A 14,149-nucleotide genomic window follows, 5' to 3' on the forward strand; every position below is an offset into this window, starting at 1 on the left:
CGCCCGCACAGAAATTTCCGAAGGATCCTCCACATCATGCAATTCACCTTCGCCGACAGCCTTCCTGCCGACGCCGCCCTGGTCGCCAGCATCGCAAACAAGGGCGCCATGCCCGACGGGATCGAACCCGTGCTCGCCGAAGGTGCGAAGCGCGGCCGGTTCAAGGGCTCGGCGGGCCAGCTGGTCGAAGGCTTCGTGGAGCGCGGCGGCAAGGTCGTGCGCGTGGCGCTGGCAGGCGCGGGCGAACCGGGCGCGAAGGACCGGCGCGCCAATCTCGAAAAGGCAGGTGCCGCGCTGGCCGCGAAGTTCCTGACCTCTGGCGAAAGCAGCATCGCGCTGGATCTTTCGGGCAGCGATCTTTCGGCAGAGGATGCGGCGGCGGTACTGCTGGGCCTGCGGCTGCGCGCCTGGCGGTGGGACGAATACCGCACCACCCAGAAGGATGCGGAGAAGGTCTCCCTCAAGGCGGTCGTCACGGTCGGCGCGCCCGACGGCACCGATAGCGCGTGGGAACGCGAGAGCGCGCTTGCCGACGGGGTGGAGTTCACCAAGGAACTCGTCACGCTGCCCGCCAATATCCTCTACCCCGAAAGCTTCGTGGAGCGCTGCCGCAAGGCGCTCGACGGCACCGGGATCGAGATCACCGTGCTCGACGATGCGGAGATGGAAAAGCTCGGCATGGGCGCGCTGCTGGGCGTGGGGCAGGGGTCCTCGCGCCCCTCGCGCATCCTCGCCATGCGCTGGAACGGCGGCAAGACGGACGACAAGCCGACGCTGTTCGTGGGCAAGGGCGTGACCTTCGATTCGGGCGGCATCTCGATCAAGCCGGGCGCGGGCATGGAAGACATGAAGTGGGACATGGGCGGCGCCGGCGCGGTGGCCGGCGCGATGGTCGCGCTCGCCCGGCGCAAGGCGAAGGCCAACGTGATCGGCGTGTGCGGCCTGGTGGAGAACATGCCCGACGGCAATGCCCAGCGCCCCGGCGATGTCGTCACCACGATGAGCGGGCAGACGGTGGAAGTCATCAATACCGACGCCGAAGGGCGGCTGGTGCTGGCCGACGCCCTCCACTGGGCGCAGGAAGAGTACAAGCCTGCCGCCGTGATCGACCTCGCCACGCTGACCGGCGCGATGCTGATCTCGCTCGGCAACGAACAGGCGGGCGTGTTCTCCAACGACGACACGCTGGCGGAGCGTCTGCTGGCCGCCGGTACGACCAGCGGCGACAAGGTGTGGCGCATGCCGATCGGCCCGGCCTACGACAAGCTGATCGACAGCCCGATCGCGGACATGAAGAACGTCGGCCCGCGCGAGGCCGGATCGATCACCGCCGCGCAGTTCCTCAAGCGTTTCATCAAGAACGGCACGCCGTGGGCGCATCTCGACATTGCGGGAATGGCTTGGTCGAACAAGCCGGGCGCAACCTGGGGCAAGGGTGCCACCGGGTATGGCGTGCGCCTGCTCGACCAGTATGTCCGCGACGTGCTGGAAGGCTGATCGCGGAGCGCATTTTCCCGTGGGACGCATGCGCAAGAAGGGCGACCTGCCGAGCAAGACCTGCGCGGCCTGCGGGTTGCCCTTCGTGTGGCGCAAGAAGTGGGAGCGCGACTGGGATGCCGTGAAATATTGTTCGGAGCGGTGCCGCCGGGCGGCCAAATCGGCTAGTCCGGGCTCGTGAAAGTCGATTTCTGGCTCCTCTCCCGCGATCCGGCGGAACGCGTGGTCGCGATGATTGCCGAGCGGGTGCTGGCCGATGGCGGGCGCGTGCTGGTGGTCAGCGGCGATGCCGCGCAGCGCGAATCGGTCTCCGCCACCTTGTGGGAGGCGCGGCCCGAAGCCTTCCTCGCCAACGGGCAGGCGGGCGGGGTGCATGATGCGGACCAGCCGATCCTGATCGGCCAGGCATGCGTGCCCGCCAATGCGGCCACCGCCTGCATCCTCGCCGATGGGCACTGGCGCGCAGAAGCCTTGTCGGGTGACCGTTTCGAACGCGTGTTCCTGCTGTTCGGCGACGAGCAGCGGGACGCCGCGCGCACCGCCTGGCGCGAGGTGAGCGCGACCGACGGCCTCGAACGCAGCTTCTTCGAACAGAAGGACGGGCGCTGGGTGAAGGTCGCCTGATGCGCTTTCGCAACGCGTGACCGGGCGATGGATCGTGCCGGAAACGCGAGGGCAGGAAATGGCGGCGCGGGCAGTGAAATGCTAGCCGGCCCGCGAAGGAGATTCGATATGCGCACCCTTGCCGCCACCGCCCTCCTTGGATTGCTCGCCGCCTGCGGCAGCAACGAGGATGATACGACCACTTTCAAGACCCCGGATGGTGAAACGGTCACCATCGCGGAGCGCAAGGGCGAGAGTGCATCCTGGCCCGAGGGGTTCTCTCCCTATCCCGACGCGCAAGTCGTCAGCGACATGAGCATGGGGACCGACGAGGCATCGGGCCAGATCATCACGTTCGAAAGCGATGATCCAGCCGATGATATTGCGGACTTCTATCGCGAGCAGGCCGAAACCGCGGGCTTCGCGATCAACATGGACTTCAAGGTCGATGGCGACCGTTTGCTGACCGCTGAAGCGCCGGACGGGCGCACGTTCTCGATGAACACCGAGACGGCGGCGGATGTCACCGAAGTCTCGCTCTCCATCAGCGGTGGGGGCTGAGCGCCCCCGCCGGACTCCGGGCACACGGCGGTGGGATGGGATGCGGGGAAGCCTGCATCAACGCCGCCGCATCTTGCAGGCCCCGTGGAAGCTGCTAGGGGCGCGCGCAACGCATTTTCCCCCCGACAATTTGCAAGGAACAACACCATGGCGGCTACCCGCACCTTTTCGATCATCAAGCCCGACGCCACCCGCCGCAACCTGACCGGCGCGGTCACCAAGATGCTGGAAGATGCAGGCCTGCGCGTCGTCGCTTCCAAGCGCATCCGGATGACCGAAGACCAGGCGAAGAAGTTCTACGAAGTGCACGCAGAACGCCCGTTCTACGGCGAACTGGTCGACTTCATGACCAGCGGCCCCGTGGTCGTGCAGGTCCTCGAAGGCGAAGACGCCGTGAAGCGCAATCGCGACGTGATGGGCGCGACCAACCCGGCCGACGCCGAAGAGGGCACGATCCGCAAGGCCTTCGCCGAATCGATCGAAGCCAACTCGGTCCACGGTTCGGACAGCGACGAGAACGCCGCAACCGAAATCGCGTTCTTCTTCAGCGACGACGAAATCGTCGGCTAAAGACCTTCACCGAACGGTTGGAAAAAGAGGGCTCCGGAGCGATCCGGGGCCCTTTTTGCTTGGTCGTTGAAGGCATCCAAAGCGTGATCGCCGGGAAAGGGCGGCGCGCGTTGCCCTCCGGCTGAGGTCACGATAACCGCCTCCTGGATCGTTCGTGCCGTTCTGCGAACCATTTCGCCATGTTTCCGGTTCCGCCTCGAACTCGGTCATCGAAGCTGGGCGGGCCGCTACCTGAAGTCCGCTCTAAAACTCTTCCGCCGCATCGATCAGCCTCGTCAGCCGCTTGGGCGCGACGCTGCGCCATGAGCGTTCCAGCCAGTGTTGCACCTGGTCCCAGTCGCAGTCCGGGCGATTGAGCGCGATGCCGACCCAGCCGGTCGCGTGGTAATAGGCGGGGCGGAAGAACACTTCGGGGTCGCGCTCCACCAGATTGGCCAGTTCGTCCTGCCCGCTTGTTTTCGCGAGCAGCGCGATCTGGTGCGCGCCGTGGTGGCGATCTGCGAAATGGGCGAAGAACTTGCCGGTCTTGCCCGCGATCTTGAAGGCGGGGGAGCCGTGGCTGGCCTGTTCCTCTGCCTCGGGCAGGGCCAGCGCCAGTTCGCGCACCCGGCGCAGCAGCCAGTCGGCATCGTAGGGCCGCGAGACATAGTCCGCCAGCACGCGCGGGTAGAGCTGATGCTCGGCCACCTGCACCCGAAGGGCCAGCGTTTCGGGCGTGTCGCCCGCCATCACCGCGACCTGCGCCTGCCCAAGCACCTCCCCCCCATCGAGTTCGGTACTGACCAGATGCACGGATGCGCCCGCAATCTCGTCGCCCGCCTCCAGCGCGCGGGCGTGGGTCTGCAGCCCCTTGTATTTCGGCAGGAGCGAGGGGTGGATGTTGAGCATCCGGCCCTCCCACCGCTTCACGAAGTCATCGCCGATCACGCGCATGTAGCCCGCCAGCGCCACGAATTGCGCGCCGCTGTCGCGGATCGCGGCATCCATCGCGGCGTCGTGCCCGGCGCGGTCCATGCCCTTGTGCGAGCATGCGAAGGTGGCAATCCCTTCGGCCTCCGCGATGGCGAGTCCGCCCGCGTGCGGATCGTTGCTGGCGACCAGCACGATCTCGAACGGCGCGCCCTGCCTGCTGGCATAGAGCAGCGCGGCCATGTTGGTCCCGGCGCCCGAAATCAGCACCGCGATCCTGGCGCGCGGTGCAGCGACGTCAGTGCTCATGAGTCTCAGTGATCATGCTGGGCGACCCAGTCGCTCTGCGCGGACCACAGGCCTGCCGTTCCGTCGACATCGCAGCCGCGCGTCCCCGCCTCGACCTCGCCGATGGCGAACACGGTTTCGCCCGCCTGCGTCAGCCTTTCGGTAACTGCCTGCGCGTTCTCCTGCGTTACCATCAGCACCATGCCGATGCCGCAGTTGAAAGTGCGCGCCAGCTCGCCCGGCTCGATGTTTCCCTGCGCCTGCAGGAAAGACATCAGGCGCGGCAGCGGCCAGCGCGATGCGTGGACCTTCGCGCGGGTGCCATCGGGCAGGGCGCGCGGGATATTCTCCAGCAGGCCGCCGCCGGTAATGTGTGCCAGCCCGTCGATCAGCCCGTCACGGATCAGCGGCAGCAGGCTGGCGACGTAGATCCGCGTCGGCTCCATCAGGTGGTCGACCAGCAGCTTGTCCTGGTCGAACAGGGCGGGGCGGTCCATCTTCCAGCCCTTGTCCCCGGCCAGTCGCCGTACCAGCGAGAAGCCGTTGGAATGCACGCCCGAACTGGCGAGCCCCAGCAGCACATGGCCGGGTGCGATTCGCTCTCCGGTAAGCTGCGCCCCACGCTCCACCGCGCCGACGCAGAAGCCCGCAAGGTCATAGTCGCCCGGCGAATACATGCCCGGCATTTCGGCGGTCTCGCCGCCGACCAGCGCGCATCCCGCCTGCTTGCAGCCTTCCGCAATCCCCGCAATCACGCGTTCGGCGACGCCGCTCTCCAGCTTGCCGGTGGCGAAATAATCGAGGAAGAACAGCGGCTCTGCGCCCTGCACGATCAGGTCGTTCACGCACATCGCCACCAGATCGACGCCCACGGTGTCGTGCCGGTCGTGATCGATGGCCAGTTTCAGCTTGGTGCCCACGCCGTCGTTCGCGGCGACCAGCAGCGGGTCCTTGAACCCGGCGGCTTTCGGATCGAAGAAGGCACCGAAGCCGCCCAGTTCGGCATCCGCGCCCGGTCGCGCGGTCGCGCGGACAAGCGGTCCGATCGCCTTGACGAGGGCATTGCCCGCCTCGATCGAGACGCCTGCGCCTTCGTAGGTGTAGCTTTTTGTGCCGTCGGCTTTGTCTGCATCGCTCATGCGGGCCACGTCTTACGCTTTCGCGCTTGGAAATCCATCGCCACTTGGGCAAAAGGCTGCCAGCTTTCCCCCATGACTCTCCCAGCCACCCCCTTGCCGCGCATCGCACTCGTCCTGCTCGCCCTTCTGGGCGGGCTCGCCGCGCTGTATGCGGGCGGCGCCTTCGCGCAGGTGGAAGGGGATCGCGGGATCGCCCCGCTGATGGCCAGCACGGACATCAACGTGGGCGGGATCGAGGTGAACGTCACCGCCGACACGGCGGAGGAAGCGCGGCAGACCGCGTGGAAGGAAGCACAGCGCAAGGCGTGGGAAAAGCTGGGCGGGCCCGATATTTCGGACGGCCAGCTGATGGGCCTCGTCTCGGCCATCGTGATCCAGCACGAGGAAGCGGGCCCCCGGCGCTATGTCGCAACGCTGGGCGTGGCGTTCGACCGGCAGAAGGCGGCGGGCTATCTCGGCCGTTCGGGCGAGACGCGCCGGTCTGCGCCCATGCTGCTGCTGCCGGTTACGCTGAGCGCGGGCAGCGAACTGATGTACCAGCAGGTCAATCCGTGGCAGCGCGCCTGGGCCGAATACCAGCCCGGCGCCAGCCGGATCGACTATGTCCGCCCCACCGGCGCGGGCGGCGAATCGCTCCTGCTCACCTATGGCCAGACGGGCCGCCGCAGCCGCAACTGGTGGGCCACCATCCTCGACCAGTTCGGCGCAGCCGACGTGCTCGTGCCGATTGCGGAGATCGATTACAGCTTCCCCGGCGGGCCGGTGACCGGGCGCTTCACCGCGCGGCACGGACCCGACAACGAATATCTGGGCAGCTTCACCTTGCGCGCGAAAAGCCCGCGCGAACTGCCCGCGATGCTCGAACGGGCGGTGGCGCGGTTCGACGAGATGTTCGTGGAAGCGCTGGCGGAGGGCACGATCAAGCCCGATCCCACGCTCAGCCGCGGTTCGGGCATGATGGATTCGCAGATCGCCCGCCTGATCGAACAGAGCCGCGCGATCCTTGCCCGCGCGGAGGCTGCGCGCAACGCGGCGACACAGACTCAGGAAGAGGAAGACGTGGCCGACGCCAATACCGCGCAGGCGGGCGCGGCCGCCGGGGGCGAGGGCGCCAGCGTCATCAACCTGTTCATCAACTTCCCGACGCCCGACGCCTCCGCTTTCGACGCAGGGCTTGCGGCCGTGCGCGGCACGCCGGGCGTGCGCGGTGCGTCGGTTTCCAGCACCGCGATCGGCGGGACTTCGGTGATGAGCGTGAGCTATGCCGGCACCCTCGACGAGCTGGTCGGCGCGATCGCCTCGCGCGGCTACAACGTCCAGCGCGCGGGCACCAATCTCACCATCAGCCGCTAGAGCGGAGGACCAGCGTGGGTCGATCCGTTTCGCAGATTGCGCTCCCCTTGCCCCCGGCGCGGGAGGGGGATCCGGACAGCATCGTGATCGGCAACGCGAATCAGGCGGTGGTCGAAGCCTTGCGCGATCCCTCGGGCTGGCCTTTCCGCACCGCGATCCTGCGCGGGGCCGCCGGTTCGGGCAAGACGCTGCTGGGCCGCTGGTTCGCTGCCGCAGGGCTGGGAGAGACCATCGACGGCGCCGACACCATCGACGAGACGGCGCTGTTCCACCGCTGGAACCGCGCGCAGGAAGACGGCACGCCGCTGCTGCTGATCCCCGACGCCGACATTGATGGCGAGGAAGGCTGGGAGATCGCGCTGCCCGATCTCCGGTCGCGGCTGGGCGCCGCGCTCGCGCTGGAGATCGGCACGCCGGACGACGATATGATGCGCGATCTGATCGTGAGCCATGCGGAGCGGCGCGGGCTCGTCCTGCCCGAAGATGCGCTCGCCTACGTGGTGCCGCGCATGACGCGCAGCTTCGCGGCGGCCGAACGCTTCGTGGCCACGCTGGACCGTCTCGCTCTGGAACGACAGGCGCGGCCCACACGTAATCTGTGCCGCGATGCCCTCGAATACGTCGATGGTCCCGCGCAAGGCCGCTTGATTTAGCGAATGAAGGGTGAAACACTCGTGAGACGATGTTCGTGGGTCTGATCGACTATCTCGACTCCGTGAAAAAGCGGGACCCCGCGCCACGTTCGCGGTGGGAAGTGCTGCTCTATCCGGGCGTGCTTGCGCTGGGCCTGCATCGGCTGGCGCACTGGCTGTTCGAGGCGCGGCTGTATTTCCTCGCCCGGCTGGTCAATCATTTCTCGCGCTTCCTGACCGCGATCGACATCCATCCGGGCGCAAAGATCGGGCGGTATTTCTTCATCGACCATGGCTTCACCGTGATCGGCGAGACCGCGGAGATCGGCGACTGGGTGACGATCTACCAGTGCGTGACGCTGGGCGGCACCAACCCGACCAACGGCAAGGCGGGCAAGCGCCACCCGACCATCAACGATTATGCCATCATCGGTTCGGGCGCGCAGGTGATCGGGCCGATCACGGTCGGCGAACGCGCGCGCATCGGGGCCAATGCCGTGGTGACCGACGATGTGCCCGACGGCGCGACGATGATCGGCATGAAGGCGCGCTCCACGCTGGTCCCGGCGGAGGAATGGCTGCGCGAGTTCATCCCCTATGGCACGCCATGCGACGAACCGTGCGAGGATCAGACGATCGGCGGCAAGCGACGGACCGACGCGCTGGAGGCGGAAATGGCTGCGCTCCGCGCCGAGGTGGAAGCGCTCAAGGCCGCGCAATCCGACGAACCCCGGCGCAGCGGAACGGGTAGCTGATGGTCGGCAATCCAGGCGGCACCGTGCTCGCCTTCCCCGGATCGAAGCCAAATCAGGTGGGCTTTGCGCGGGAAGAGCTGATGCGCATCCTCGATCTTTACGGCCGGATGGTCGCGGCGGGCGAATGGCGCGACTATGCGATGGATTTCGGACGCGATGCCGCCAGCTTCGCGGCGTTTCGCCGCACCGCCGAACGCCCGCAGGCGCGGGTGGAAAAGCGCCCCTCGCTGCGCAACCGGCAGGGCATGTGGACGCTTTTCGGCGAACACGGGCAGGTCCTCAAGCGCGGGCACGATCTGGCGGGCGTGCTGGCCCCGCTGGAACGGCGGCTGGTCAAGGCCATCGACGACTAGGGCCTCGCTGCGAGCCGCATGACAAAAGGCCCGCCATCTTCAGCGATGGCGGGCCTTTTCTTTTCTCCCAATCGCGCGCTGGTCAGGCTGGAGCGGCGACCAGATCACGCTCGCTGCTGGGCAGGGCATCGCGCCAGTCTTCGGGTACGATCCCCATCACGCCGCGGCGGATCGGTGCCCAGAAGGCCGAGAGCGACAGCAGCGCCGACCCGATCACCAGTGCCGTGAGTGCCACGGTCAGTTCCACCGCGCCGAAGCGGTCGAACAGGAAGGCCAGCGCCACCAGCACGTAGATCAGCGCGGAGACGAGCAGCGCGCGCCGATCCACGATCAGCGCCACGATGCCGAAGGCGATGTAGATCGCCAGCACGGCGATCGCCTTGCCCACTCCGATTTCCGAACCGCCCATTACGCCCAGCGTGTAGAAGATCGGGTGCGCGATCATCGGCGCGGCGAGCAGGTGCAGCCAGAAGGCCACATCGCTGCGCCGCGTCGTGCGTGCCGGGTCTTTCAGATCCCACACCATCGCGAAGGCGAAGATGGCCAGTCCGGCCACGAAGGTGAGCCACAGGGCGACATCGCCCTGGTCGAGACCGGTCGGTTCGAGTGCAGCGACAATCAGGCCGATCAGCGTCGCGGCAAGCGCTGCGGAGCCTGCCGCCACCGTGATCGGCACCTTGAAGCGCAGCCAGTGCAGCCATGCGGCCAGCGCGGCAATCACGCCCGCTCCGGCCACGAAATAGCCCGCGATCGGTTCGCTCTGTTCGGTACCGACAAGCGCCACGCCGAGCGCGGTGCAGCCGACGAACACGCCGCCGACGAAGCCGAGCAGCAGGATGATGGAGGGCAGGGCCATCCGGCGGCGCAAAGTGAAGAATTCCGCCAGCGGCCAGCATGTGAGCGCGATCAGCCCGGCGGCGATGGCGATCTGCGTCGCGGTTCGCAGACCGGAAAGCTGCTGGTAAGCCTGGTATTCGGCTTCGGTCCACTCGCTTCCCCAGTCCCACGCGGGAACCTCGACGAGCATGTTGCCCAGCTGCTGTCCGATCGCGCCTGCGGCGAACAGCATGATGGCGATGCCGATGGCGACGAAGATGTCGTTGAAGGAATTGAGGAGCTTGAAGTTCTCCTCGTCCCCGCGCGAGATGCCGCGCACCTCGCTCATGTGCGCGCGGAAGGATGCGGCAGCATCCTCGCTCAGCGCGCCCGCCGCGACGGCGGAATTGATATCGTCTTCGGAATACACCGGCCAAGCCTCCCCTGCCTGTTCAGCGCAAAAGGCTAGGACTGGTGTATTACGCTGTCAATACAGCACGACGGTATGCGTTCGCCTTCCCGGCACGCGTGCCCTATTCGAACACTGCGCGCATGTTCACCTCGGTATTCTGTGCCGACGTGATGTCGCGGATGATGGTGCGCAGCAGGAACGCGCAGGCGATCAGCATCGCGCCCGCCACGACGGAGAGCGCAATGGCGATGGTGATGCTGTCGCCGGTGCCGTAGGACGTCATCCGCAGGCTCACGTTCGAGAGGATGTTGCCAACGATCCAGAGCCCCCACCACGCGCCGATCGCGCCGGGTGCCGGGTCGCCATAGCTGTCGCTCTCGAAGTGGCTCTCGCTCCACAATTCGCGCATCGCCTGGAACGGCTTGAACAGGTTCATGATCGGCACGAAGAACCACCCCACGGCCCAGCCGGGCGAGGTTTCCATCTCGATCCCGCGATCTCTCAGATTGGCGTGCGCACGGTAAATCCACATGCTCACCAGCACGACCGAGCCGACGAAGATCACGAACATGAGAATGGCGGCGAGGCCGTAGGCGTCTTCCAGCGGGCCGGGGGTCAGGCTCATCAGGTCGACGAGGCCGGCCAGTTCGAGCAGCTCGAACACCAGGACGATCGCCGAGATTCCGATATAGGCGAAAATGGCATATTCGGCGTTGCGTGCGCGCGAGCTCAGCCGCGCGAAGTCGTTATCCGTGCCGGTCGCGGCCGGGTATTCGGTTGTGGTCATGCAAAAATCCCCCGGAGGGATCGCCGACTGGTGCGCGGCTCTCCTGCCCCCCCGAGGGATGAATATTCCGATCGGGCCCGGCGCGCTATCGAAAAAGAGCGCGGGGCCTTCGGGTTTTTGGCTTAGCCGCGTGCGCTGCCCGGCCCGCTGCCCGTCACCTTCTGCATGGCAGCGAGGATCGCGCCCGACTGCTCCTGGCCCGACTGCGGGGCCTTGAGGTTGGACTGTTCGCTGATCTTGTCCCAGTTCTCGGCAAAGCCTTCGACCGTGCGCTCACCCTCGGGCAGCCACACTGCGTCGTTCATCACCACCCATGCCGAGTGGAAGCCGCCCGCGCCCGCGCCGACGATGGCGTTGGTCGGGGAATCTTCGCTGACGAGGTAGAGCGCGGCGGGAACCACGTTTTCCGGCGCGAACAGCTCGAAGGCTTCCTTGGGGAACAGGTCTTCGGTCATCCGCGTGCCCGCGACGGGCGCCAGCGTGTTGACCTTGATGTTGTACTTCGCGCCTTCGAGCTGGAGCGTCTTGGTCAGGCCGGCAAGGCCCAGCTTGGCCGCGCCGTAGTTCGCCTGGCCGAAATTGCCGAACAGGCCGGTGGAGCTGGCGGTCATCAGGATGCGGCCATAGGCCTGTTCGCGCATGGTTTCCCACACGGCCTTGGTGGCGTTGGCCGATCCGTTGAGGTGCACGTCGACCACGAATTCGAAATCGGCCGGCTCCATCTTGGCGAAGCTCTTGTCGCGCAGGACGCCGGCATTGTTGATAAGAACGTGGACGCCGCCCCACTTCTGCTTGGCGTCGGCGACCATCTTTTCCATCTGCTCGTATTCGGTGACCGACGCGCCGTTGGCCATCGCTTCGCCGCCCGCGCGCTCGATTTCCTCGACCACTGCCGAAGCCGCGTCGGAAGACCCGGTGCCGTCACGCGAACCGCCCAGATCGTTCACCACGACCTTCGCGCCGCGCCGTCCGAGTTCGAGCGCATAGGCACGGCCAAGGCCGCCGCCTGCACCGGTTACAATGGCGACTTTGTCTTTGAACGAGATGCTCATGAGGGGACTCTCCGCTTGGCGTTTCTAGTAAGAAAATCGGCAGCGGAGTGGCAGGTTCCGGCCATTCTGGCAACACCGCCGAAGCAAGCGCCGGATGCCGTAGGGGCAGGCCGCGCCTGCATCGCGCGGCCTGCCATTTTGCGGCGCCTCAGTCTGCCAGCTGCTGCAGCAGGTAGACCATCTGCATTGCGCGCAGGGTAGCGCGCTGTTCGTTGTCGACGCCGCCCGAGTGGCCGCCCTTGGTATCCTCGTAATAGAGGTAATCATCGCCCTGCGCGGACATCCGCGCGGCGGCCTTGCGCCCATGGCTGGGATGGGTGCGATCGTCGGCGGTGGAGGTGACGAAGAACACCCGTGGGTAGTCCTTCTCCTCCAACAGCTTCTGGTAGGGCGAATAGCCTTCGATCCATGCGCGCTGCTCGGGAATGCGCGGGTCGCCATACTCGCCGATCCACGACGCGCCGCGGCCGATATACTGGTAGCGCAGCATGTCGAACAGCGGGATCTGGACGATCGCGGCGTTGAACAGGTCCGGCGCCTGGGTGAAGGCGGTGCCGACCAGCAGCCCGCCCTGCGAGCCACCCTCTACGCCCAGATGCTCGGGGCTGGTGATCCCGCGTTCAACCAGATCGCGGCCCACGGCGATGAAATCGTCCCACGTGCGCTGCTTGTTCTCGCGAATGGCGCTCTGGTGCCAGTTCGGCCCGAACTCGCCGCCGCCGCGGATATTGGCGAGGACATAGGCATTGCCCCGCTCCAGCCACATCTTGCCAGTGCTGCCGAGGTAGGAGGGCAGGCGCGGCACCTGGAAGCCGCCATAGCCGCCCATCAGCACCGGCGTGCTGCCGTCCATCTCCATGCCCTTCGGCTTCACGAGGAAGTAGGGGATCCTGGTGCCGTCCGGGCTGGCCGCTTCGAACTGTTCGATCGTCATCCCTTCCGCGTCGAAGCGGGTGGGGCTTTCCTTCACGACCTCCAGGTTCACCCCGTCCTCGGCATAGTAATACGTGCCGGGCGAGAGGAAATCGGTGGAGGTGAACATGATCTGGTCGGTGTCGTCCGACGCGGTGGCAACGCCGACCGTGGCGTTCTTCGGCAGGTCGATCTCGGTCCAGCCCCAGCCGCCGTCCTCGTAATCGAACTTGAGGACCTTGCCCTTCACGTTGTCGAGGATGGAGACATACATGCTGGACTTGGTCGACGCGCCGCCGCGCTTGGTCTGGCGTTCGCCCGGCGCCCAGACGAGCACCTTCTGCGCGCCGTTGGGGTCGGCCTTCCATTCCTCCAGATCGGCTGCAACGATCGAATCCGCCGGGAACATCACGCCGTTCGATTCCCAGTCGACATCGGTGGTGAACAGCATGTGCCCGTCGATGATGCCGAAGGGGCCGGCCTTGGCTGGCAGGTCCAGCTTCACCCACTCGCCATCATGCTCCACGAAATATTCGCGTTCGTGGAAGGAGATGCCGCGATAGCCGATCCGCGCGTGGATCGTGCCCTCGCCGTCGCGCAGCAGATAGGCCCCGGCAGAAACGTCGGTCGGCTCGCCGCGGAAGATTTCCTTCGCGGATTCCAGCGGGGTGCCGCGCTTCCATTCGCGGGTGGTGAAGGGGTAGAAGCTCTCCGTCACCGTGCCTTCGCCGAAATCGCGGCTGACCAGCAGCGTGTCGCGATCGACCCAGCTGGCGCTGCCCTGGCTCTCGGGAAGCTCGAAGCCGCCATCGACGAAATCGAGCGTCTCGAGGTCGAATTCGCGCGCGATGCTCGCGTCCTTCCCGCCGTCGGACAGGTAGACCATGCAGCGCGTGCCGTCGGGCGGGAGGCAGTTCATCCCGCCATAGACCCATTCTTTGCCCTCTTCCGCCGCCAGCGCGTCGATATCGAGGATGGTCTCCCATTCAGGATTGTCGGTCCGCCAGCTTTCCAGCGTGGTGCGGCGCAGGATGCCCTTGGGGTTCTTCGCGTCCTGCCAGAAATTGACCATGCCGTAATGCGTGAAGCTGACGCCCGGAACGCGGTCCTCTGCGTCGTAGATGGCCAGCGCTTCGGCCTTCAGTTCCTCGAACCGGGGGTCGGACTGCAGGGCGGCGACCGTCTTCTCGTTCTCGGCCTCGACCCATTCGAGCGCGCGATCGCTGCGGGTTTCCTCCAGCCAGATGAAGGGATCGTTCTCGGCTTCGAATTCGGGTTCGACCACGGCGTTGGTGTCCTGTGCGCTAAGAGGTGCGACGGCCAGCGGTGCGCCCGCCATCGATGCGGCGAGTGCCACGCCAAGCGCGCGAATGGATACCGGTTTCATAAGCGAATCCCCCAGGGTGTCGTTTCGGATCGATAAAAAATCGCAGGACTGTCCAACGGCTTGTCCCGCTTGCCAATGGCATTCGACGGGCGGGACCGTGAGTTGGTCGATTGACCTCGCGCA

Annotated in this window: 15 protein-coding genes; 9 read left to right on the forward strand and 6 right to left on the reverse strand. The window is 66.3% G+C overall.

What is annotated here, in order from left to right:
* Nucleotides 1-36 precede the first annotated feature (36 nt).
* From ADAD_RS0105105 to ndk, 5 genes are all read left to right on the forward strand, one after another.
* Entirely contained in the window at nucleotides 37-1,497 is a 1,461-nt protein-coding gene (locus ADAD_RS0105105; RefSeq protein ID WP_010410553.1) for a leucyl aminopeptidase, read from the forward strand.
* 28 nt (nucleotides 1,498-1,525) lie between these two features.
* Nucleotides 1,526-1,678 (forward strand): DUF2256 domain-containing protein, encoded by a 153-nt coding sequence (locus tag ADAD_RS16595; protein ID WP_010410558.1) that lies wholly within the window; start codon nucleotides 1,526-1,528, stop codon nucleotides 1,676-1,678.
* Nucleotides 1,675-2,121, forward strand: a complete 447-nt coding sequence (locus ADAD_RS0105115; RefSeq protein ID WP_010410560.1) for a DNA polymerase III subunit chi — start codon at nucleotides 1,675-1,677, stop codon at nucleotides 2,119-2,121. The genes ADAD_RS16595 and ADAD_RS0105115 overlap by 4 nt, the downstream gene beginning before the upstream one ends.
* 108 nt (nucleotides 2,122-2,229) lie before the next feature.
* Nucleotides 2,230-2,661: a hypothetical protein gene (locus tag ADAD_RS0105120; protein WP_010410563.1), complete on the forward strand. Its 432-nt coding sequence runs from the start codon at nucleotides 2,230-2,232 to the stop codon at nucleotides 2,659-2,661.
* Nucleotides 2,662-2,808: 147 nt separating this feature from the next.
* Nucleotides 2,809-3,231 carry a nucleoside-diphosphate kinase gene (ndk, locus tag ADAD_RS0105125; RefSeq protein ID WP_010410567.1) on the forward strand — a complete coding sequence of 141 codons (423 nt, stop codon included), beginning with the start codon at nucleotides 2,809-2,811 and terminating at the stop codon, nucleotides 3,229-3,231.
* A 243-nt stretch (nucleotides 3,232-3,474) separates the two neighbouring features.
* Here ndk and purN read toward each other — a convergent pair whose 3' ends face one another.
* Both purN and purM read right to left on the reverse strand, forming a co-directional pair.
* Complete coding sequence (purN, locus tag ADAD_RS0105130; RefSeq protein WP_010410570.1) at nucleotides 3,475-4,449, reverse strand: phosphoribosylglycinamide formyltransferase; 975 nt, start codon at nucleotides 4,447-4,449, stop codon at nucleotides 3,475-3,477.
* Nucleotides 4,450-4,454: 5 nt separating this feature from the next.
* Complete coding sequence (gene purM, locus ADAD_RS0105135; protein WP_010410573.1) at nucleotides 4,455-5,567, reverse strand: phosphoribosylformylglycinamidine cyclo-ligase; 1,113 nt, start codon at nucleotides 5,565-5,567, stop codon at nucleotides 4,455-4,457.
* Nucleotides 5,568-5,639: 72 nt separating this feature from the next.
* Here purM and ADAD_RS0105140 point away from each other — a divergent pair, with 72 nt between their 5' ends.
* Genes ADAD_RS0105140 through ADAD_RS0105155 form a run of 4 tightly spaced genes read left to right on the forward strand, consistent with a single transcriptional unit; the run spans nucleotide 5,640 to nucleotide 8,660 of the window.
* A complete protein-coding gene (locus ADAD_RS0105140) occupies nucleotides 5,640-6,920 on the forward strand; it encodes a hypothetical protein (RefSeq protein ID WP_033193193.1) in 1,281 nt (426 codons plus the stop codon).
* A 47-nt stretch (nucleotides 6,921-6,967) separates the two neighbouring features.
* Nucleotides 6,968-7,573 (forward strand): HdaA/DnaA family protein, encoded by a 606-nt coding sequence (locus ADAD_RS0105145; RefSeq protein ID WP_010410577.1) that lies wholly within the window; start codon nucleotides 6,968-6,970, stop codon nucleotides 7,571-7,573.
* A 29-nt stretch (nucleotides 7,574-7,602) separates the two neighbouring features.
* Entirely contained in the window at nucleotides 7,603-8,307 is a 705-nt protein-coding gene (epsC, locus tag ADAD_RS0105150; RefSeq protein WP_010410581.1) for a serine O-acetyltransferase EpsC, read from the forward strand.
* Complete coding sequence (locus ADAD_RS0105155) at nucleotides 8,307-8,660, forward strand: DUF2794 domain-containing protein (protein WP_010410584.1); 354 nt, start codon at nucleotides 8,307-8,309, stop codon at nucleotides 8,658-8,660. Before epsC ends, ADAD_RS0105155 begins: the two co-directional genes overlap by 1 nt.
* Nucleotides 8,661-8,742: 82 nt before the next feature.
* Here the strand turns inward: ADAD_RS0105155 and ADAD_RS0105160 are convergent, their stop codons facing one another.
* From ADAD_RS0105160 to ADAD_RS0105175, 4 genes are all read right to left on the reverse strand, one after another.
* Nucleotides 8,743-9,906, reverse strand: coding sequence for a hypothetical protein (locus ADAD_RS0105160; RefSeq protein ID WP_010410588.1), 1,164 nt, complete (start codon nucleotides 9,904-9,906; stop codon nucleotides 8,743-8,745).
* Between the two features lie 103 nt (nucleotides 9,907-10,009).
* Complete coding sequence (locus tag ADAD_RS0105165; RefSeq protein WP_010410590.1) at nucleotides 10,010-10,675, reverse strand: DUF4328 domain-containing protein; 666 nt, start codon at nucleotides 10,673-10,675, stop codon at nucleotides 10,010-10,012.
* 122 nt (nucleotides 10,676-10,797) lie between these two features.
* Nucleotides 10,798-11,727, reverse strand: a complete 930-nt coding sequence (locus ADAD_RS0105170; protein WP_010410592.1) for an SDR family NAD(P)-dependent oxidoreductase — start codon at nucleotides 11,725-11,727, stop codon at nucleotides 10,798-10,800.
* A gap of 148 nt (nucleotides 11,728-11,875) precedes the next feature.
* Entirely contained in the window at nucleotides 11,876-14,026 is a 2,151-nt protein-coding gene (locus ADAD_RS0105175; protein ID WP_010410595.1) for a prolyl oligopeptidase family serine peptidase, read from the reverse strand.
* Between the last annotated feature and the right edge of the window lie 123 nt (nucleotides 14,027-14,149).

Origin of the sequence: Citromicrobium sp. JLT1363 (genome assembly GCF_000186705.1) — a bacterium.
Classification (GTDB): Bacteria; Pseudomonadota; Alphaproteobacteria; order Sphingomonadales; family Sphingomonadaceae; genus Alteriqipengyuania.